Origin of the sequence: Pantoea sp. JKS000250, from assembly GCF_003201065.1 — a bacterium.
Taxonomy (GTDB): Bacteria; Pseudomonadota; Gammaproteobacteria; order Enterobacterales; family Enterobacteriaceae; genus Pantoea; species Pantoea vagans.
In genome coordinates this window covers 3,276,960-3,297,507 of the sequence record NZ_QICZ01000001.1, presented here as the reverse complement: position 1 = coordinate 3,297,507, position 20,548 = coordinate 3,276,960, and the positions used below count along the sequence as shown (strand labels likewise).

Annotated in this window: 20 protein-coding genes; 13 read left to right on the top strand and 7 right to left on the bottom strand. The window is 58.4% G+C overall.

From position 1 onward, the window contains the following. Positions 1-12 precede the first annotated feature (12 nt). Together BY447_RS15540 and cysS are read right to left on the bottom strand one after the other, a co-directional pair. Positions 13-1,119, bottom strand: a complete 1,107-nt coding sequence (locus BY447_RS15540) for an AAA family ATPase (protein WP_110331481.1) — start codon at positions 1,117-1,119, stop codon at positions 13-15. Between the two features lie 33 nt (positions 1,120-1,152). Continuing rightward, entirely contained in the window at positions 1,153-2,538 is a 1,386-nt protein-coding gene (gene cysS / locus BY447_RS15535; RefSeq protein ID WP_110331480.1) for a cysteine--tRNA ligase, read from the bottom strand. A gap of 212 nt (positions 2,539-2,750) precedes the next feature. Between cysS and ppiB the strand changes: the two genes are divergently transcribed. The 4 genes from ppiB (at position 2,751) to purK (ending at position 5,659) form a co-directional block, all read left to right on the top strand. After that, complete coding sequence (gene ppiB / locus BY447_RS15530) at positions 2,751-3,245, top strand: peptidylprolyl isomerase B (RefSeq protein ID WP_013357047.1); 495 nt, start codon at positions 2,751-2,753, stop codon at positions 3,243-3,245. Continuing rightward, complete coding sequence (gene lpxH, locus BY447_RS15525; RefSeq protein ID WP_110331479.1) at positions 3,245-3,961, top strand: UDP-2,3-diacylglucosamine diphosphatase; 717 nt, start codon at positions 3,245-3,247, stop codon at positions 3,959-3,961. Before ppiB ends, lpxH begins: the two co-directional genes overlap by 1 nt. 130 nt (positions 3,962-4,091) lie before the next feature. Further along, on the top strand, positions 4,092-4,598 hold the full coding sequence (purE, locus tag BY447_RS15520) for a 5-(carboxyamino)imidazole ribonucleotide mutase (protein WP_033782237.1): 507 nt from the start codon (positions 4,092-4,094) through the stop codon (positions 4,596-4,598). Further along, on the top strand, positions 4,595-5,659 hold the full coding sequence (gene purK, locus BY447_RS15515; RefSeq protein WP_110331478.1) for a 5-(carboxyamino)imidazole ribonucleotide synthase: 1,065 nt from the start codon (positions 4,595-4,597) through the stop codon (positions 5,657-5,659). The genes purE and purK overlap by 4 nt, the downstream gene beginning before the upstream one ends. Positions 5,660-5,749: 90 nt before the next feature. On the opposite strand, the gene ybbP is transcribed toward purK, so the two are convergent. Continuing rightward, entirely contained in the window at positions 5,750-8,167 is a 2,418-nt protein-coding gene (ybbP, locus tag BY447_RS15510; protein WP_110331477.1) for a putative ABC transporter permease subunit YbbP, read from the bottom strand. Further along, positions 8,164-8,850 carry a putative ABC transporter ATP-binding protein YbbA gene (gene ybbA, locus BY447_RS15505; RefSeq protein ID WP_110331476.1) on the bottom strand — a complete coding sequence of 229 codons (687 nt, stop codon included), beginning with the start codon at positions 8,848-8,850 and terminating at the stop codon, positions 8,164-8,166. Before ybbA ends, ybbP begins: the two co-directional genes overlap by 4 nt. On the opposite strand from ybbA, the gene tesA reads away from it, so the two are divergent. From tesA to BY447_RS15480, 5 genes are all read left to right on the top strand, one after another. Further along, on the top strand, positions 8,818-9,444 hold the full coding sequence (gene tesA, locus BY447_RS15500; protein ID WP_187266175.1) for a multifunctional acyl-CoA thioesterase I/protease I/lysophospholipase L1: 627 nt from the start codon (positions 8,818-8,820) through the stop codon (positions 9,442-9,444). The two genes, ybbA and tesA, sit on opposite strands and share 33 nt — an antisense overlap. A gap of 30 nt (positions 9,445-9,474) precedes the next feature. Beyond that, complete coding sequence (locus tag BY447_RS15495; protein WP_107320161.1) at positions 9,475-10,248, top strand: SDR family oxidoreductase; 774 nt, start codon at positions 9,475-9,477, stop codon at positions 10,246-10,248. A 79-nt stretch (positions 10,249-10,327) separates the two neighbouring features. Beyond that, a complete protein-coding gene (locus BY447_RS15490; RefSeq protein ID WP_013357040.1) occupies positions 10,328-11,185 on the top strand; it encodes a thioredoxin family protein in 858 nt (285 codons plus the stop codon). Between the two features lie 58 nt (positions 11,186-11,243). Next, complete coding sequence (locus BY447_RS15485; protein ID WP_013357039.1) at positions 11,244-12,158, top strand: SPFH domain-containing protein; 915 nt, start codon at positions 11,244-11,246, stop codon at positions 12,156-12,158. Next, positions 12,158-12,604, top strand: a complete 447-nt coding sequence (locus BY447_RS15480) for an NfeD family protein (protein ID WP_110331475.1) — start codon at positions 12,158-12,160, stop codon at positions 12,602-12,604. Before BY447_RS15485 ends, BY447_RS15480 begins: the two co-directional genes overlap by 1 nt. Here BY447_RS15480 and cueR read toward each other — a convergent pair. Further along, a complete protein-coding gene (gene cueR / locus BY447_RS15475; protein WP_013357037.1) occupies positions 12,592-12,996 on the bottom strand; it encodes a Cu(I)-responsive transcriptional regulator in 405 nt (134 codons plus the stop codon). The genes BY447_RS15480 and cueR overlap by 13 nt on opposite strands. 97 nt (positions 12,997-13,093) lie before the next feature. Between cueR and copA the strand changes: the two genes are divergently transcribed. The 3 genes from copA (at position 13,094) to ybaK (ending at position 17,135) form a co-directional block, all read left to right on the top strand. Continuing rightward, positions 13,094-15,607, top strand: coding sequence for a copper-exporting P-type ATPase CopA (gene copA / locus BY447_RS15470; RefSeq protein WP_110331474.1), 2,514 nt, complete (start codon positions 13,094-13,096; stop codon positions 15,605-15,607). A gap of 71 nt (positions 15,608-15,678) precedes the next feature. Next, positions 15,679-16,482, top strand: a complete 804-nt coding sequence (locus tag BY447_RS15465; protein WP_110331473.1) for a TraB/GumN family protein — start codon at positions 15,679-15,681, stop codon at positions 16,480-16,482. A gap of 173 nt (positions 16,483-16,655) precedes the next feature. Continuing rightward, positions 16,656-17,135, top strand: coding sequence for a Cys-tRNA(Pro)/Cys-tRNA(Cys) deacylase YbaK (gene ybaK, locus BY447_RS15460; protein WP_110331472.1), 480 nt, complete (start codon positions 16,656-16,658; stop codon positions 17,133-17,135). Here ybaK and BY447_RS15455 read toward each other — a convergent pair. Further along, a complete protein-coding gene (locus tag BY447_RS15455) occupies positions 17,132-18,001 on the bottom strand; it encodes a LysR family transcriptional regulator (RefSeq protein WP_041457183.1) in 870 nt (289 codons plus the stop codon). The two genes, ybaK and BY447_RS15455, sit on opposite strands and share 4 nt — an antisense overlap. Before the next feature lie 89 nt (positions 18,002-18,090). Here BY447_RS15455 and BY447_RS15450 point away from each other — a divergent pair, with 89 nt between their 5' ends. Then, positions 18,091-18,522, top strand: coding sequence for a multidrug/biocide efflux PACE transporter (locus BY447_RS15450; protein WP_013357032.1), 432 nt, complete (start codon positions 18,091-18,093; stop codon positions 18,520-18,522). A gap of 34 nt (positions 18,523-18,556) precedes the next feature. Here BY447_RS15450 and ushA read toward each other — a convergent pair whose 3' ends face one another. Then, positions 18,557-20,272: a bifunctional UDP-sugar hydrolase/5'-nucleotidase UshA gene (gene ushA, locus BY447_RS15445; protein WP_416376691.1), complete on the bottom strand. Its 1,716-nt coding sequence runs from the start codon at positions 20,270-20,272 to the stop codon at positions 18,557-18,559. Positions 20,273-20,548: the final 276 nt, after the last annotated feature.

Sequence of the window (20,548 nt, the reverse complement as noted above, 5' to 3'; positions counted from 1 at the left end):
GCGGGGACGCTGTCACAGCAGTTCATCCCCCACTACACGCGTCTCCCCTTCCCGCTGTTCCAGTGCAATATGATTCACCGCCGTATGCTGCGCAATCAGCGTTGCAAGCCGGGGTGAATGGCTGGTGATCCAGAGCTGACTGTACTGACTTGCTTCGGCGATTAAACGCGCCAGCGCAGGCAACAGATCTTCATGCAAACTGTTTTCCGGCTCATTCAGTGCCATAAAGGCGGGTGGGCGCGGGCTGAGCAGCGCCACAACCAGACAGAGAAACCGCAGCGTGCCGTCTGAAAACTCCGCGCTCTCCAGCGGACGCAGAATGCCGTGGCGGGACATCAGCATCTGAAAGCGACCCTTCTGCACGTCGACGTCAAACTGGCTGTCGGGAAACGCCTGCGTCATCACCTCAGACAACAGTTCTGAATGACCACGCTCCACGATGGTTGCCCAGGCTGCTGCCAGATTGCTGCCATCATGGCTCAGCACCGGCGCACGCACCCCAATCTGCGGCGCACGAATCGGTGAGCCAGGCCAGACGGCGAACTCATGGTAGAAGCGCCACTGCTGCAGCCGCTCGCGTAACTGCGACAGCTCCGGGTAGAGATGCGGTTCGCCAAGCTGACCAAACAGCGACTCTTCAGGATGCAGCACCGCCGGATAAGCGACGCGATCCCCTTCAACGTTGTGCAGAAAAGCAGTCTGATTTTCGCGCTGCATGATGCAGGCAGAAGGGCGACGACGCTGGCCGCTGAGCCAGAGCCGCTCCTGCTTCACCAGCGGATCAAGATTGAACAGGCTGGTCGACAGCGGCTCGGGAAAGCCAATCTCCAGCTGGTAATCCATATCATCCATCACCACGGCCAGCTCCAGACGCTTTGGATCGTGTCGGCGATCGCCCCGGCGCAAGCCACCCGCCCACATCGTTTTCTGAATGCCGCCTTCATCAGCCAGTGCCAGCGCCAGACGACCGGAGGCCGCTTCGTGCAGCAGTCGCACCGCTTTGTAGAGGTTGGATTTACCGCAGCCGTTGGGACCGCTCACCACATTCAGCTGCTGCAGTGACAGCGTCAGGTTACGTATTGAGCGGAAGCCGCGGATCTGAATCTGTTCAATCGCCATAATAAAAAAGGGCGATTACTCGCCCTCTCCGGTTTATTTTCGACGCCAGCTGGAGCCTTGTGGCCCATCCTCGACGATGACCCCCAGCGCGTTAAGCTTGTCGCGTGCGATGTCCGCTTCCGCCCAGGCTTTGGCGGCACGCGCATCGGCACGGGCTTTCACCCAATGTTCGATCTCGGCAACCTCTTCGTCATTCACCTGCGCGCCGCTTTGCAGGAACAGCTCAGGATCCTGCTGCAGGATGCCCAGCACGTTAGCCATCTCGCGCAGCTTCGACGCCAGGCCATGCGCTGAAGCGCCGTCCTCACTTTTCAGGCGGTTCACTTCACGCGCCATATCGAACAGCACTGAATAGGCTTCCGGGGTGTTGAAATCATCATCCATCGCGCTGCGGAAACGCGCTTCAAACGCTTCGCCGCCGTGCGCAGGCACGCTGCTGTCGGTGTGACGCAGCGCGGTATAAAGACGCTCCAGCGCCGCACGCGCCTGGTTCAGGTTATCTTCGCCATAGTTAAGCTGGCTGCGATAGTGACCAGACATCAGGAAGTAACGCACCGTCTCCGCATCGTAATGTTGCAGCACGTCACGCACGGTGAAGAAGTTGCCGAGCGATTTAGACATCTTCTCGCGGTCAACCATCACCATGCCGGAGTGCATCCAGTAGTTGACGTACGGACCGTCATGGGCGCAGCTCGACTGGGCGATTTCGTTTTCATGGTGCGGGAACATCAGGTCCGAACCGCCGCCGTGGATGTCGAAATGGGTGCCGAGCTGTTTGCAGTTCATCGCGGAGCACTCAATGTGCCAGCCGGGACGGCCGTTGCCCCACGGCGATGACCAGGCTGGCTCATCCGCTTTAGACATTTTCCACAGCACGAAGTCCATCGGATTGCGCTTCACGTCCGCGACTTCAACGCGTGCGCCTGCCTGCAGCTGCTCCAAATCCTGACGCGACAGGGCGCCATAATCGGTGTCGCTCAGCACATCGAACATCACGTCGCCATTGTCCGCCACATAGGCGTGACCGCGAGCGATTAGTGTTTCTACCAGTTCAATGATTTCCGCAATGTGACGGGTGGCACGCGGTTCCTCATCAGGTGGCAGGATCCCCAGCGCGGCGAAGTCGTTGTGCATCTCGCCAATCATACGGTTGGTCAGCGTTTCGATGCTCTCACCGTTTTCATTGGCGCGTTTGATGATTTTGTCATCAATATCGGTGATGTTACGTACATAGTTAAGCTGATAACCGAGGTAACGCAGGTAGCGCGCCACCACGTCAAACGCCACGAACGTCCGCCCATGACCAATGTGACAGAGGTCATACACCGTGATGCCGCAAACATACATCCCGATTTTACCGGCATGAATGGGTTTGAATTCCTCTTTCTGTCGACTCAGGGTGTTATAAATCTTAAGCATTGAACGGTTCCGTTTTCGCGTGTGGTTGGCTTTTTTAAGTATCCAGACATTGTGCCGTATTTTTATCGCTCGCGCGACGCAAAGCAAGCCAACTGCGCCGTGCTGCTGACGCGTCATTGGAAATTATGATATAAGAACGGTCGACTAAAAGGGGTACGCCAGTTAACAGCGCGATCCCGGCAACTGATCACAACCTTTACAGGACAACAAAAATGGTAACTTTCCAGACGAACCATGGCGATATCGTAATCAAAACTTTCGATGATAAAGCGCCGGCAACCGTACAGAACTTCCTGGATTACTGCCGTGAAGGTTTTTACGACAACACCATTTTCCACCGTGTTATCAACGGCTTTATGATTCAGGGCGGCGGCTTCGAGCCGGGCATGAAGCAGAAAGCTACCAAAGATGAAATCCAGAACGAAGCGAACAACGGTCTGAAAAACACCAAAGGTACGCTGGCAATGGCACGTACCTCTGCACCGCACTCTGCGACCGCACAGTTCTTCATCAACGTGGCTGACAATGACTTCCTGAACTTCCGTGACGAAAGCGTTCAGGGCTGGGGCTACTGCGTATTTGCAGAAGTGGTTGAAGGCATGGACGTGGTCGAGAAGATCAAAGCCGTTTCTACCGGCCGCAGCGGGATGCACCAGGATGTGCCAAAAGATGACGTCGTGATCCAGAAAGTGACCGTCAGCGAGTAATGTCGCGCACGCTGTTTATCGCAGATCTCCATCTGTGTCAGGAAGAACCGGCGATTACCGCCGGTTTTCTGCATTTTTTACAGCGCGAAGCGCCCCACTGCGACGCGCTCTATATTCTCGGCGATCTGTTTGAAGCCTGGATTGGCGACGACGATCCCAATCCGCTGCATCAGCAGATTGCCCGCGCCCTGCGCGCCTTGCCAGTTCCCGTCTATTTTATTCATGGCAACCGCGACTTCCTGATTGGCCGACGCTTTGCGCGCGCCAGCGGCATGACGCTGCTGCCGGAAGAACAGGTACTGACGCTCTACGGCCATCGGCTGCTGATCATGCACGGCGATACGCTCTGTACGGACGATGCGGGTTATCTGCGCTTTCGTACCAAAGTGCACAATCCCTGGATTCAGCGCCTGTTCCTGGTGCTGCCGTTATGGATCCGCAAACGTATCGCCGCCCGGATGCGCGCCGACAGCAAACAGGCCAACCAGCACAAATCCCAGACCATTATGGATGTGAATCAGGATGCCGTGGCCGCCGCGATGCTGCGCCAGCAGGTGCCGCTGCTGATCCACGGCCACACCCATCGCCCGGCAATCCATACGCTGAGCTTAAAAGGTGAAACGGCGCAGCGCGCGGTGCTGGGTGCCTGGCACAGCCGTGGCTCGATGATTCAGCTCGACGCCAGCGGCATTCAGCTTATCCATTTCGACTTCTGATCGCCGGTTAAATCCACGACATCTGGCCGACGCAACCGTTTTCCTTGCGTCGTTGTCATGCTATTCTCGGTGCCCTTCAAAACCTGTCCGCCCGGCCAGGTCTGTTTGTTTATTCACAGGAGTTGACCGCATGTCATCCAACGCCCCGGCCCGCATCGCCATTGTTATGGGTTCCAGAAGTGACTGGGCCACCATGCAGTTCGCCGCTGAAATCCTCACCAGCCTGGACGTCCCTTTTCATGTTGAAGTAGTCTCTGCGCACCGCACCCCGGATAAACTGTTCAGCTTCGCCGAAACGGCAGCGGACAACGGTTTGCAGGTGATTATTGCTGGCGCAGGTGGCGCGGCGCATCTGCCGGGAATGCTGGCAGCAAAAACTCTGGTGCCGGTGCTGGGTGTGCCGGTGCAGAGTGCGGCCCTGAGCGGCGTCGATAGCCTCTATTCGATTGTGCAGATGCCGCGCGGTATTCCGGTCGGTACGCTGGCGATTGGCAAAGCGGGTGCGGCTAATGCCGCCCTGTTGGCCGCGCAGATTCTGGCGCTGCATGACAGTGCGCTGGCATCCCGCCTGAATACCTGGCGTGAGAGCCAGACCGATGAGGTGCTGAACCATCCCGATCCGCGGGTGGATGCATGAAGCCGGTCTGCGTACTGGGCAACGGCCAGTTAGGTCGTATGCTGCGCCAGGCGGGTGAACCGCTGGGCATCGCGGTCTATCCGGTAGGTCTGGATGCCGACCCTGCCGCCCTGCCGATCGCTGACAGCGTTATCACCGCCGAAATCGAACGCTGGCCGGAGACCGCGCTGACGCGCGAACTGGCGAGTCATCCGGCTTTTGTTAACCGTGATATTTTCCCACGTCTGGCCGATCGCCTGACGCAGAAACAGCTGCTGGATCAGCTGGGACTGGCGACCGCGCCATGGCAGTTGCTGGCGGACAAAAGCGAATGGCCAGCGGTGTTTGATTCACTGGGCGAGCTGGCGATTGTGAAAAGCCGCACCGGCGGTTACGACGGGCGGGGTCAGTGGCGTCTGCGTGCTGATGAAACTGACCAGCTGCCAGAGGCATGCTACGGCGAATGCATCGTTGAGCAGGGCATTAACTTTTCCGGTGAAGTGTCACTGGTCGGCGCGCGCGGTCACGATGGCTCGGTGGTGTTCTATCCGCTGACGCATAACCTGCATCAGGACGGCATTCTGCGCACCAGCGTGGCACAGCCGCAGGCGGATCAGACACAGCAGCAGCAGGCCGAAGCGATGCTGAGCGCGATCATGCAGGCGCTGAATTACGTGGGCGTGATGGCGATGGAGTGTTTTGTGACGCCAGCCGGACTGCTGATCAATGAGCTCGCACCGCGTGTACACAACAGTGGTCACTGGACACAGAACGGTGCGTCGATCAGCCAGTTTGAGCTGCATCTGCGCGCCATTCTGGGCCTGGCCTTACCGCAGCCGGTGGTGTTTGCGCCGTCGGTAATGGTGAATCTGATTGGTACCGACGTGAATCTCAGCTGGCTGCAGCAGCCGCTGGTGCATCTGCACTGGTATGACAAAGAAGTGCGTCCGGGTCGTAAAGTGGGCCACCTCAATCTGACCGACAGCAATGCAGAGCGGCTGAAAGCGGCGCTGAATGCGCTGGTGCCTCAGCTTCCGGAAGAGTACGCCAGCGGCATCGCCTGGGCCGTTGAAAAGCTGTAGTTTCCCTGAACCCGTTACCCGATTGCGGGTAACGGGTGCGTCTGGATAAAGGTCAAAGGCGGCCTGGCGCCGCCTTATTTCAGCCCTGCCTTATGCCGCATCAAACTTCCTGAACAGCGCTTTCCCTTTCAGTAACCGGACTCCCAGCCAGCCGCCACAGAGCGATAACAGCAGCGCGCCACACAACGGTAACGCCAGCCATAATGTCCAGTCAGGCTGCCATGGGAAGTCGAAAATCTTAGTCTGTAATCCCCACAGCGCCGCTTCTGCTCCCATTGCGGCCGCCACGCCGGAGACCACGCCGAGCAGCGCAAACTCACACCACAGCGTCGTGCGCAGCAGTCGTTTGCCCGCACCGAGCGTGCGATAGACCACCAGTTCCTGCCGACGCTGCCGCATCCCGACCTGAATCTGCGCCAGCAACAGCAACACACCGCAGGCAGTGACCAGTACCACCATGATCTCCAGCGCCCGGCTGACCTGCGTCAGTACCTGACCGATCTGCTGCATAATGCTGCCGATATCCAGCAGACTCAGCGTCGGAAAGGCGCGGTTCAGCTGCGCCAGCAAAACAGGATTCGCCTCCATGCGGAAGCTGGTGAGCCAGGTCTGCGGCTGGCTGTCGAGCGCACCCGGCGGGAAGATAAAGAAGAAGTTCGGCTTCAGACTTTCCCAGTCCACTTTACGCAGGCTGGTAATACGGGCGCTGAACGTCTGCGTATCACCGTCGAACGTCAGGGTATCGCCGAGCTTCAGCCCCAGCCGATCCGCCAGCTCCACTTCTATCGACACTTCACCCGCTTTCGGCGGCCAGTTGCCTGCCACCAGCGGATTGTGATCCGGGCGATCGGCCAGCGCCGTCAGGTTAAGCTCGCGGTTAAGGGCATTATCCAGTTTCGGATCGGCCGGTTTACCGTTGAGTTCGCTAAGCCGCACCCGCGCAATCGGATAGAAGGTTTCAGGCTTAATCTGATGCGCTTGCAGGAAATCACGCACCTGCGGCACCTGATCCGCCGTCATGTTGAGCAGGAAGAAGTTCGGGCTATCCGCCGGTAACTGCTGCTGCCAGCGATCCAGCAGATCGCCGCGCATCACCAGCAGCAGCGCCAGCAGCATAAACGACAGCGAAAAGGCCGCGAGCTGGCTCAGCGTCATCCCGGGCTGGCGCAGCAGCCGGTTGATCGCCAGTCGCAGTGCCAGATTGCGTACCACCAGCCGACGCAGCAGCAGCAGGGTTCCCCAGCCGAGTAACGCCAGTAATCCCGCCAGCACCACTACACCCGCCAGCAGCGCCCAGAGCATTTTACTGCCGCCGACCAGCAGCGCTAACAGCGCCACCACCACCACGATCATTACCGGAATATAAAATTTCAGTGGCCAGAGGTTCGCCACCGTATCGCGCCGCAGCACCCGCAGCGGCTGGGTTGCCAGCAGCAGACGATAGGGACGCAGACCCACCAGCAGCGAAATCACAAACAGTGAACCCACCGCCCAAATCCACGGCCAGACGCTGGCCGCCGGTAAGCTGGCAGGCAATACGGGTTTCAGCATCGTCATCAGGATCGCTTCCACGCCCTGCCCCACCACACCTCCGGCAATCGCCGCCAGCAGCAGCACCGCCAGCCACTGACCGATGATCAAACGCTGCAATGCGCCCTGCGTCGCGCCAAGGGTTTTCAGCACCGCCACCAGATCGTAGCGGCTGCGGCAATAGTGGCTCATGGCAACCGCCACAGCCGCAATCGCCAGCATCAGCGTCAGTAAGGCCGAGAGCAGCAGGAATTGTTGCGCGCGCTGCATCGAACGGCCCAGCGCATCTTCTGAGTTATCTACGCTGATCCAGCGCTGATCCGCCTTCAGCTGTGGTTGAATCCAGCGGTCATAGCGGGCCAGCTGCTCAGGATTGCCGGAGAATTTATAGCGCCAGGTGATGCGACTGCCAGGCTGAATCGCACCGGTTCTGGCGGCATCCGCCAGATTGATCAGCAGGCGCGGTGCCATCTCAAACGGGTTAAAGCCGCCATCCGGCTCCTGAATCACCTCACCGCTGACGCGCAGCTGGGTATCTCCCACTTCCAGCATGTCGCCCACTTTCAGATTCAGCAGCGCCATCAGGCGCGGTGCCGCCAGCGCGGTGCCTGCCTGGGGCCGCAGCCCCGGCGGCTGCGTCTGCAGCGTGCCAAACATCGGGTAGCGGTCATCCACCGCTTTGACGGAGGCGAGCTGCGGTGACTGATCTGCAAAAGTCATGGTCATAAAGGTGAGCTGGGAACTGACCGTCAGGCCGGTTTCCCGCGCCTTTTCCAGCCAGGCTTCGGGCGCAGCATCGGTGCTGCGCAGCGTGCGATCACCGGCCATAAAATCACGGCTCTGCTGATTCAGCCCTTTTTCCATACGATCGCTGATCGACCCCAGCGCCAGTACGCAGGCCACCGCCAGCGTCAGGGCCAGCCAGACAATCAGCAGCGAGGGCGAACGCCACTCGCGCCAGAACCAGCGCCAGATCATTGCTCCTCCCACAATTTACCGTCGCGCAGCCGCAGACGACGATCGCAGCGCGCCGCCAGTTGCTCGTCATGCGTCACCAGAATCAGCGTGGTGGCGAAGTCGCGATTAAGGGAAAAGAGCAAATCGGCGATGCGATCACCGGTTTTACGATCGAGGTTGCCGGTCGGCTCATCGGCAAACAGCAGACCCGGACGACCACTGAAGGCGCGGGCCAGCGCGACACGCTGCTGTTCACCGCCTGACAGCTGAGCGGGCAGATGATGCAGACGTTCACCCAGCCCGAGCAGCGTCAAAAGTTCCCGTGCCTGTTCGCGGCTCTGGTGGTCGCTGTCGCCGCGCAGGAGTGATGGCAACTGGACGTTCTCCTGCGCATTCAGGGTCGGCACCAGCATGAATGACTGAAACACAAAGCCGACCTGCCGGGCACGCAGGGCCGCACGCTGCTCTTCGTTCATCTGGTGCAGCGGCTGCCCCAGCAGATGAACTTCGCCGCTGCTGCCATCGTCCAGCCCGGCCAGAATGCCCAGCAGGGTTGACTTGCCGGAGCCGGACTCGCCAATCAGCGCAATGGTCTCGGCTGGTTTGACAACCAACTCAACTCCGGTGAGGATGGTTAACTGATGCTCTCCCTGACCGACGGACTTAGTAAGATGATGAACTTCAACAATGTTTTCCGCTGGCATTATCCCTTCCTGTTATTGATTCTTCTGATGGCGTCACGTCTTGCTGCTGCAGATACCCTGATGGTGCTGGGCGACAGCCTGAGTGCAGGCTATCGTATGTCTGCCACGGCGGCCTGGCCCAGCCTGCTCGATAAGCAGTGGCAGCAAAAACCGAAAGTGGTCAACGCCAGCATCAGCGGCGATACTGCCGCACAGGGACTGGCGCGTCTGCCTGCGCTATTAAAACAGCATCAGCCGCAATGGGTGTTAATCGAACTGGGCGGTAACGATGGTCTGCGCGGTTTTCCGCCTGATGCTATCGCGCAGAATCTGAGTAAAGTCATTGACGATGTCAAAGCCGCCAATGCAAAGCCGCTGCTGATGCAGATCCGCCTGCCCGCCAACTATGGCCGCCGCTACACCGAGGCGTTCAGCGGCATCTACCCTGGACTCGCGCAGCAGCATGATATTCCTCTGGTGCCCTTTTTCATGGAGCAGGTCTATCTGAAGCCCGGGTGGATGCAACAGGATGGCATTCATCCCAATCCTGATGCTCAGCCGTTTATCGCCGGATTAATGGCAAAAGAACTGGCTCCCTTAGTTAAGCAGCCGTAGCGCACCTGGATGCGCAAAAAGGGTAAAGAAATGCAAAAAACCATTCTGATTACAGGTTGTTCCAGCGGTATTGGCCTGGTCGCCGCGCACGATCTGCTGGCGCGGGGTTATAAGGTGATCGCCGCCTGCCGAAAAGCCGACGATGTCGCCCGCATGAACACGCTGGGTTATACGGGCATCCAGCTCGATCTCGACGATCCGCAGAGTGTCGATCGGGCAGCGGATGCGGTACTCGCGCTCTGCGATAACCGTCTGGCCGCACTGTTTAACAATGCCGGATTTGGTCTCTATGGCCCGCTGCATACGCTCTCGCGTCAGCAGCTGGAGCAGCAGTTTTCCAGCAACTTTTTCGGCGTCCATCAGCTGACGCTGCGGCTGTTGCCCGCGCTGCAGGCCAGCGGTGATGGCCGCATTGTTAATACCAGCTCGGTGCTGGGCCTGATCTCCACGCCTGGCCGGGGTGCCTATGCCGCCAGTAAATATGCGCTGGAAGCCTGGAGCGATGCGCTGCGGCTCGAAGTACGCAGCCGTGGCATCCGGGTCAGCCTGATTGAGCCTGGCCCGATTGAGACCCGCTTTACCGACAATGTGACGCAGGGGGAACAGCATAACCCGGTGCGTAACCCGGGTATCGCGGCACGCTTTACCCTGCCAGCGGAAGCCATTCTGCCTAAACTTCGTCACGCACTCGAGAGTAAACATCCACGTTTGCGCTATCCGGTGACGCTGGTCGCACACGTAATGAGCCTGCTGAAACGGTTACTGCCAGGCTGGATGCTGGATCGCATTTTGCGCAGCCATTAATCAGCCATGCGCAATAGCGCTTGAAGCCGGGCCAGTTGGCCCCATATTCTTAGAACACTTTTTGCAAAGAGACTTATCCATGTCACCACACGCTTCTATCATCGACATCAACGAATCTAACCTGCAGCAGACCCTTGAGCAGTCGATGCAGCTGCCGGTGCTGTTCTACTTCTGGTCTGAGCGCAGCCAGCACTGTCAGGAGCTGACACCTGTGCTGGAGCGTCTGGCGCAGGAGTACGCGGGTCAGTTTATTCTCGCAAAACTCGATTGCGACAAAGAGCAAAGGGTGGCGTCGCAGTTTGGTCTGCGTTCAATCCCGACCGTCTACCTGTTCCAGGATGGTCAGCCGGTTGACGGCTTCCAGGGACCGCAGCCGGAAGAGGCGATCCGTGCCCTGCTGGAAAAAGTGCTGCCGCGTGAAGAAGAACTGAAAGCGCAGCAGGCGATGGCACTGATGCAGGAAGGTAAACCGCTGGAGGCATTGCCGCTGTTAAAAGATGCGTGGCAGCTGAGCAACCAGTCCAGTGAGATTGGTTTCCTGCTGGCAGACGTGCTGATTACCCTGAACCGCAGCGATGAAGCGGAGGCGGTGCTGAAAGTTGTCCCCCTTCAGGATCAGGATACCCGCTATCAGAGCCTGATGGCGCAGATCGATCTGCTGAAACAGGCTGCGGATACGCCGGAGATTCAGCAGCTGCAATCCGAGCTGGAAGCGGACCCGTCTAACGCCGGGCTGGCTGCTAAACTCTCGTTACAGCTGCATCAGGTGGGTCGTAATGAAGAAGCACTGGAACTGCTGTTCAGCTTCCTGAAATCCGATCTCAATGCCGCTGATGGCCAGGCGCGTAAAATGCTGCAGGAGATTCTGGCAGCGCTGGGAACCGGCGATGCACTGGCTGCGCGTTATCGTCGCCAGCTCTATTCCCTGCTGTACTAAACAGCAGCACCACGGGCCGAAGCGACTCGGCCCGTTAATCTGACAATGCGGAGGTTGTATGATAACTGTCATTCCTGCCCTGATTATTCTGGCACTGGTGGCGGTCTGGGCGACCGTCAAGATCGTGCCACAAGGTTTTCAATGGACGGTTGAGCGCTTTGGCCGTTATACCCGCACGCTACAGCCAGGATTAAGTCTGGTGGTACCGTTCATGGATCGCGTCGGTCGCAAGATCAACATGATGGAACAGGTACTGGATATCCCCTCTCAGGAGATCATCTCCAAAGATAACGCCAACGTCACCATTGATGCGGTCTGTTTTATTCAGGTCGTTGACCCGGCGCGTGCCGCCTATGAAGTCAGCAATCTTGAGCAGGCGATTCTGAACCTCACGATGACCAATATGCGTACCGTGCTGGGCAGCATGGAGCTGGACGAAATGCTGTCACAGCGCGACAGCATTAATACCCGTCTGCTGCATATCGTGGATGAAGCCACCAATCCGTGGGGCGTTAAGATTACCCGCATCGAGATTCGCGACGTGCGTCCACCGCAGGAGCTGATCGGCGCAATGAATGCACAGATGAAAGCGGAGCGAACCAAGCGCGCCGATATTCTGACAGCCGAAGGGGTACGACAGGCGGCAATCCTGCGCGCGGAAGGGGAGAAGCAGTCGCAGATCCTCAAAGCGGAAGGTGAACGTACCTCGGCGTTCCTGCAGGCAGAAGCCCGTGAACGTCAGGCTGAAGCGGAAGCTAACGCTACGAAAATGGTCTCGGAAGCGATCGCCGCGGGTGACATTCAGGCTATCAACTACTTCGTGGCGCAAAAGTACACCGATGCGCTGCAAAAAATCGGTGAAGGCACTAACAGCAAAGTCGTGATGATGCCGCTTGAGGCAAGCAGTCTGCTGGGGTCGATCGCAGGCATCGGTGAACTGCTGAAAGAATCGCGTACCGAGTCGAAACGCTGATGCTGATGGAAATCATCGCGCATCCGCACTGGTTCTGGCTGACGCTGGGTGGATTACTGCTGGCGGCTGAGATGCTGGGCACCAGCGGTTATTTGCTGTGGAGCGGCCTGGCGGCAGTTATTGTCGGCATCTTTGAGTGGCTGGTGCCGGTGAGCTGGACGACACAGGGGTCACTCTTTGCCGTGCTGACGCTGGTCTGCGTCTTTCTGTGGTATCGCTGGATGCGCCACCGTGAAACGCGTCAGACGCCCAATGCCCTGAACCAGCGCGGCAGCCAGATGATCGGGTTGCAGCTGACGCTGGATACCGCGCTGCATAACCGCACCGGGCATATACGCATCGGTGACAGCAGCTGGCGGGTTGAGGCGGAGCAGGATCTGCCTGCCGGCAAGCCGGTCGTCGTGGTCGGCATTGAGGGGATTACTCTGCGAATTCAGCCACGCTGACCGCAGCACCCGGCCAGATTATTGATAATCGGGCACTCTGCGCTCTCATCGCCCGGACAGGCGTCTGCCAGCGCCAGCAGACGAGCGCGCATGGCATGCAGTTCTTCAATGTGCGCCGCAATTTCCTCGGCTTTCTGCAGCGTACGGGCTTTTACATCGGCACTGTGTCGCGACGGATTATTAAACAGCGCCACCAGCTCGCGGCACTCATCCAGGGTGAAGCCCACCTGCCGCGCCTGACGTAACAGGTTCAGTTCATCCAGATGGTGACCGTCGTAATGGCGGTAACCATTTTCACTGCGCAACGGCGGCGTCACCACGCCCTTCTCTTCGTAGAAACGAATCGCCTTGCTGGTCAGCCCGGTCTTTTTCGCCACATCGCTGATGTTCATTTTCGTCCCCTTGACCTTCCCCTTGATGGAAGGTTTATGCTTAAGCATGAATCGAAACTGACCAATCGGTCAAATGGGATAACAAGAGGAGTTGATTATGTCACACACTATTTCTCTGGCACTGGACGGTTTGTCCTGCGGCCACTGTGTCAAACGCGTCAAAGAGGCACTGGAAAAGCGCGACGATGTTGACCAGGCTGAGGTGACCCAACAGGAAGCGCAGGTCTCCGGTCACGCGGATGCGGCTGCACTGATCGCCACGGTTGAGCAGGCGGGCTATCACGCGACGCTGAAAACGGCGGACGCGTCCCCAAAGTCTGAACCGTTGACAGCATCGGAGCCGCCGCCGGAGGCGCTGACAACGGAGATCCCTTCTCATCCGGCAGAAAAAACATTACCTGCCCATATGCTGCTGATTGAAGGCATGACCTGCGCCAGCTGCGTAAGTCGGGTGGAAAAAGCGCTACAGCAGGTCACAGGCGTCAGCCAGGCGCGGGTCAATCTCGGTGAGCGCAGTGCGCTGGTGCTGGGCAATGCTGACCCGCAGCAGTTGGTCGCTGCCGTTGATGCCGCGGGTTATGGCGCGCAGGTGGTGGATGACGAGCAGGAGCGACGTGAGAAGCAGCAGCACAGCGCCCGCAGCGCGATGCGGCGTTTCAGCTGGCAGGCGGCTGTCGCGTTAGCCTTTGGCGTGCCGCTGATGGTCTGGGGCATGGTGGGCGACAACATGATGCTCACCGACCATAACCATGGCATCTGGCTGACGCTGGGCATCGTGACGCTGCTGATCATGGTCGTGACCGGCAGTCACTTTTATCGCAGCGCCTGGCGCAGTTTACGTAATGGCAGCGCCACCATGGATACGCTGGTGGCACTCGGCACCGGCGCGGCCTGGATTTACTCCTTTAGCGTGGTGCTGTGGCCCGACTTTTTCCCGCCGCAGGCGCGCCATCTCTATTTCGAAGCCAGTGTAATGATTCTGGGCCTGATCAATCTGGGGCATGCGCTGGAGCAGCGCGCGCGTCAGCGATCGTCCAAAGCGCTGGAACGACTGCTGGATCTGACACCGGCTCAGGCGCGGCTGGTCGATCCCCGGGGCGACAGGCTGATCGCGGTCAGTGACGTCCAGCCCGGCATGACGCTGCGGCTGGTCACCGGCGATCGGGTGCCGGTCGATGGCGACATCACCACAGGGGAAGCCTGGTTTGATGAAGCGATGCTCACCGGCGAAGCGGTGCCGCAAAGCAAAAGTCCGGGTGCGGCGATCTTCGCCGGCACCCTGGTGCAGGATGGCGCGTTAGAGTTTATCGCCCGGGCGACCGGGAATCACACCACCCTGTCGCGCATTATCCGGCTGGTGCGTCAGGCGCAGAGCAGCAAACCGGATGTGGGCCGCCTGGCCGATCGCATCTCCGCTGTGTTTGTGCCGGTAGTGGTATTAATTGCGCTGCTCAGCGGCGCAGTGTGGTACCTGTTTGGGCCGCAGCCACAAATCGCCTACATGCTGGTGATCGCGACAACCGTCCTGATTATCGCCTGCCCCTGTGCGCTGGGACTGGCGACGCCGATGTCGATTATTGCCGGTGTTGGCCGTGCCGCCGAGCTGGGCGTACTGGTGCGCGACGCCGATGCCCTGCAGCGCGCCAGCCAGATCGACACGCTGGTGTTTGATAAAACCGGCACCCTGACGGCCGGAAAGCCGCAGGTCAGTGAAGTGCTGGTCTGGGGTAATGCCAGCCGTGAATCGGTGTTAACGACTGCGGCTGCGCTGGAGTTCGCCTCAGGTCATCCGCTGGCGAAAGCGATTGTCGCCGAAGCGAAGCTGACTCAGCCAGCGTCGTTAACGCAATTTCGTACAATACGCGGCAAAGGGGTCAGCGGTAGTCTGGATGGCAGAGCGCTGCTGCTGGGTAACGCAGCGCTGTTGCAGGATAACGGCGTCGACTACCGGTCGGCAGAAGCAGCGATCACGCGCCTGACGCAACAGGGTGCCACGCCGGTATTACTGGCGGAACAGGGGCAACTCACCGGGCTTATCGCGCTGCGCGACCGGCTGCGTCCTGAAAGCAGTGCAGCCCTTAAGCGACTGCATCAGCAGGGTTATCGCCTGATTATGCTGACCGGCGACCATGAAAGTACCGCACGCGCCATCGCTGCCGAAACCGGCATTGATGAAGTGATTGCAGGCGTATTGCCTGAAGGCAAAGCGGCTGCAATCGAACAGCTACAGCAGCAGGGCCGTCGCGTCGCGATGGTCGGTGATGGCATCAATGACGCACCTGCACTGGCGCAGGCGGATGTGGGCATTGCGATGGGTGGCGGCAGCGATGTGGCGGTAGAAACCGCGGGTATTACGCTGATGCGCGCCGATCTTAACAGCGTGGCAGATGCGTTAGCGCTCTCTTCCGCGACGCTGCGCAATATCCGGCAGAACCTGTTTGGCGCATTTATCTATAACAGTATCGGTATTCCGGTAGCCGCGGGCGTGCTCTATCCGCTGACCGGCACCCTGCTCAGCCCGATTGTGGCAGGTGCGGCGATGGCGCTCTCCTCCATTACCGTGGTCAGCAATGCTAACCGCCTGCTGCGTTACCGGCCACCGCGCCAGTAATCGCCGTTTCAGCGCTGTTTTTCACGCTCTGAAGTCGCTAGCATGGGGTTTTGAATCGCAAAGGACCGGGAATGACAGGCAACATCTGGCGCTCACTGCGCGGCCTTATCAGCCAACTTTTTCCCGCCAGTTACCGCTGGCCTGCGCTGGATGTCCGGATTGGCAATCGTCAGCTGCATCTGGTGGGCAGCATACACATGGGAACGCGTGACATGCAGCCGTTGCCCGCTCGCCTGCTGCGGCAGTTGCAGCAGGCGGATGCGCTGATTGTGGAAGCGGATATTACCCAGGGTGACTCACCCTTTGACCATTACGGCGATCGTCCTGCGCTCTCTGAACGACTTGAGAGCAGCGCGATGCAAACGCTCACCGCACTGTGTCAGGAGATGAGTCTTACGCTTAGCCTGCTGGATAATCTGCCTGCCTGGCAGGTGGCGCTAATGTTACAGGCTCAACAGGCACAGAGGCTGGGATTACGGCCTGACTACGGCATTGATTATCAGCTGTTGCAGGCAGCGAAAAGCCTGAACAAACCCGTGATTGAACTGGAAGGCGCCGATGCGCAGATCGCCCTGCTGACCGCGTTACCGGATGATGGCATGGCGCTGTTACAGGATACGCTGCTGCACTGGCACACTAATGCACGACTGCTGCAGATGATGGTGAGCTGGTGGCTTGATACGCCGCCACGCCAGCCGGAAATCACCCTGCCCGCGACGTTCAGTCAGGCGCTGAATGATACGTTGATCGGTCAGCGTAATGCGCAGTGGTGTGACCGGCTGCAGGGGTTGGCGGCGGGAAACTATGTGGTTGCGGTGGGTGCTTTGCATCTTTACGGCGAAGACAATCTGCCTGAGATGCTGAAGAAGCCCTGAAAAAAAGAGAGCCGATAAGTTTATCGGCCCGTCAAAGAGGAATTTGTTTATGATTTTGGTTATCGCTCAGCAATCAGATTGCTGGCGCGCGGCCAATTTTACGCAAAGAACAAAATTTCGCCACCTTTTTCCATGATTCTGCGCAATAAGATTTTTCTTAGTAAGGAACCTGTATGACGCCCGCCGTAAAATTGCTGGAAAAACAAAAGGTCAGCTTTATTCTGCATCCTTATGAGCATGACAGTAACGAAACGCATTTTGGTGACGAAGCGGTCCGCAAGCTTAATCTTGATGCGCGCCAGGTCTATAAAACGCTGCTGGTGGCACTGAATGGTGAGGCGAAACAGCTGGCGGTAGCGATTACGCCGGTATCGACCCAACTCGATCTGAAAAAGGTGGCAAAAGCGCTGGGCGCGAAGAAAGCGGATATGGCCGATCCGCAGCTGGCACAGCGGGTTACCGGCTATCTGGTGGGCGGTATCAGTCCGCTGGGGCAGAAAAAGCGTCTGCCCACGGTAATCGATGACTCTGCCAGCGCGTTTAACGCCATGTTTATCTCTGGCGGCAAACGGGGCCTGGATATTGAACTGGCGCCTCAGGATCTTTCACGCCTGCTGGACGCGCCGTTTGCGGATATCGCCCGCCACGACTAAACCCGCGGCTGGGCGCACAGCTGATCGATCATCCAGCGCCCCGCCGGACCGGGCGGCGTTCGTCGTGACCAGACGACTTCAACGGCGATGTGCTGTGGCCAGCCCGACATCGACAACTCTTTCAGCACGCCATGCCCAAACTGTTTCACCAGCCAGCGTGGCAGAATCGTCCAGCCAAATCCCTGCTCCGCCATCTCCAGCAACAGTAAATAGGTGGGCGCTGACCAGATGCGACCCATGGGCGCGGGTTCATGCGCCTCAACCCAGGTGTTAAGTCGCAGATGCCGCACGCTTTCCAGTTCGCTTTCGCTCAGGGTATCAGGCTGTGCCAGCGGATGATCGCGATGTAAAAATACCGCCATCTGCGCTTCAACCTGCAGCCGCGCTACTGCGATATCAACCGGCAGATTGGGCTGCGCCCGCACGACGCCCAGATGTACCCGCCCGGCCTGCAGCAGATCCAGGACATCCCCATCTTCAGCAATCATGACTTCCAGTTCGATCTCCGGATAACGGGCATCAAATTGCCTCAGCAAATGTTCATGATGATCGGTTTGCCAGAAATCGGACATGGCAAAACTGAGCCGGGGTTCAACGCCCTGCGACAGACGTATCGCCAGCGCATCCAGCCGCTCGCTGGCCGACAGAATCTGCTGAACCTGAGGAACAACCCGGCGTCCCTGCTCGGTGAGGATCGGCTGACGGCCCGTGCGATCGAATAGCTCAAAGCCGAGGTCATCTTCTAAATTTGCCACCGCTGCGCTGATGGTGGACTGACTTTTACCCAGCGCACGCGCGGCCGCCGAAAAGGAGCCACTCGCCACGGTCTGCATAAACGCCTCAAGGGATTCCGGGGAGTATCGCATCTGTTCCATCGCTTTTTTCGATAGGTGCTCATTTTATCTTAGCATTCTGACATGTGAAAATGCGCCGCATTATTGAAGGAGAACAAACAATGCGTACCCGCTCACTTAAAGAACGTATTCTTCATGCTGTCTGCTTTGAAACGCTGGCGATTCTGACCGTTTCGCCGCTGGCAGCATGGATCATGAATAAACCGCTGTTTCAGATGGGCTCGCTGGCGATCATGCTCTCTACGGTCGCGATGCTATGGAATATGATTTACAACAGCGGGTTTGATCGGATCTATGCGCCAGGCCAGAAACGCGGTCCGGGCGTGCGCGTGTTACATGCGCTGGGATTTGAAGGGGGATTTATCCTGATTGGTCTGCCGATCGCCGCCCTGATGCTGGATATCACCCTGTGGGAAGCTTTCCTGGTCGAAGTAGCCTTCTTCCTCTTCTTCCTGCCTTTCACCATGGCTTACAACTGGGGATGGGACAAACTGCGCGAGCGCTGGATCAGACGTCACCCCTGCCGGGCATAAGAAAAACGGGAGGCGCAAGCGCCTCCCGGTCAGTTCAATGCGTGGCGGCTGTTTCGTTCCCCCACGGCCAGATCCACGCCAGAATCATTTTGGGATAATTACGCTTCCGTGCTTTCTCTGCTGCCTCATCCCGCGCCCGAATCTGCTCATCGGTCAGATCTACGATCTCGCCTTTCGGCTGATAGTCACTGGCTTTAACCGGTGAATGCGCCTTAATAAAGTCGCGCAGCACCTGCGCATCGACTGCTCCGCTGTTGACGTACCCGGCATGATTATCCAGACGCGGATAGCCGTCGCCGCCCGCCGCATTAAAGCTGTTGGTCGCCATGCGATAATGCTGCGTATCTTCAATCGGTTTGCCGTTAATACGGACGTTACTGACATGCTTTCCGTCGGCGGTCAGGCTGATACCGGCAAACTGGGCATAGCCACCTGAGTCAGGCTGAATATTGGCGACCACATCCAGATATTTTTTGATCTCTGCGCCGGTCAGGCTGACCGAGACTACCTGGTTGCTGAACGGCTGGACCTGCAGCAAATCACGCCAGCTCAGCTTGCCCGATTTCAGCGAGGTGCGAATACCGCCGCCGCTCATCACCGCAAAATCAGCTTTAGTATGCGTCATCTGGGCGCGCAGAATCAGCTGGCCGAGATTGGTCTGCTCAAACCGAACCTGCTCTTTTTCACCGCTGAAGTCGCCGTCAACGCTGCCGACACTCAGGGTCAGCTTCGCCTCTGCCCGCTTCTGAAACGGCATCAGCAGCTTCATCATCGCGGTATTTTTCGGGATCTCTTCCTGCCAGGTGAGCCAGGTTTCACTGCCATCTGCATTCTTTACCTGATGTTTGAGGTTGACCGGCACCAGCTGATAAGCCTCCAGCGACACCTCTCCATTACGGAAGGTGAAGTCGCCACGGCCGACATATTTGCCCCACTTGTCGGCCTGCATAATCCAGATGCCGTTCTGCTGATCGGGTTTGCAGGGCTGGCCGGGCTGATAATTTTTAACGCTGACGTTCTCTTTTTCCATGCAGACCGCATCATGAGAATGTCCACCCACAATCAGATCGATTGTGCCGGCAGGCAGGCTGCGGGCCAGAGTAACGTCATCGATGCCGTTGCTGCCATGCTTACCGTCGTCATAGTGGCCAAGGTGAGTCAGCGCGACAATCACGTCCGGCTTCTCGGCGGCACGCAGTTCAGCAACCGCCTTCACCGTCTCCGCGACAGGATCGCGGAACTCGGTATCTTTCAGCCCAGCCGGGTTAGCCAGTTTTGCGGTGTCCGGGGTAATTAACCCGACGACAGCGATTTTCAGCCCGAGACGGTTGAATACCGCCCAGGGTTTAAACAGGCGCTGATCGGTGCCTTTCTGATAAACGTTGGCGGCCAGCAGCGGGAATCGCGCCCACTTCTCCTGCTTGCGCAGAACCGCAATCGGCTTGTCGAACTCATGATTGCCCAGCGCCATCGCGTCATAGCCAATCAGGTTCATCGCGCGAAAATCGGGTTCAGCATCCAGCTCGTCGGACTCCGGCACGCCGGTATTTACATCACCGGCAGAGAGAATCAGTGCGCCGCCGCCTCTGGCCTGGACATCGTAGCGCAGGGTATCCATCAACGTTTTCTGCGCCGCCAGACCATATTCGCCCTGCGCATTAAACCAGAAGTGGCCATGCTCATCGTTGGTGTGCAGCAGGCTGAAGCGATAGGTGCGATCGGCCTCGGCGGCCTGTGAAAACAGCGGCATCAGGGCCACCAGTAGCGCCACACCTGCCCCTGTCCATTTTGATAACAACACGGTGATTCTCCTTAATTTACTTTCTGGCCCGATTATTTGCCGCTTTGCCCCACTGTGTCGCATATTCCCCCGGCGAACTCAAGGCCAATGCACATCTGCATGCTTGCAGGTGCTCACGCTTTTCGTCTCTGCCTCCCCTTTGCAGAGCCACAGAGTGACCCCCGTGCAACAGCGGGCTATCGTGCCAGCCCGGGTCCGGTTTCTCACGGCTGAGCAGGAACAGGC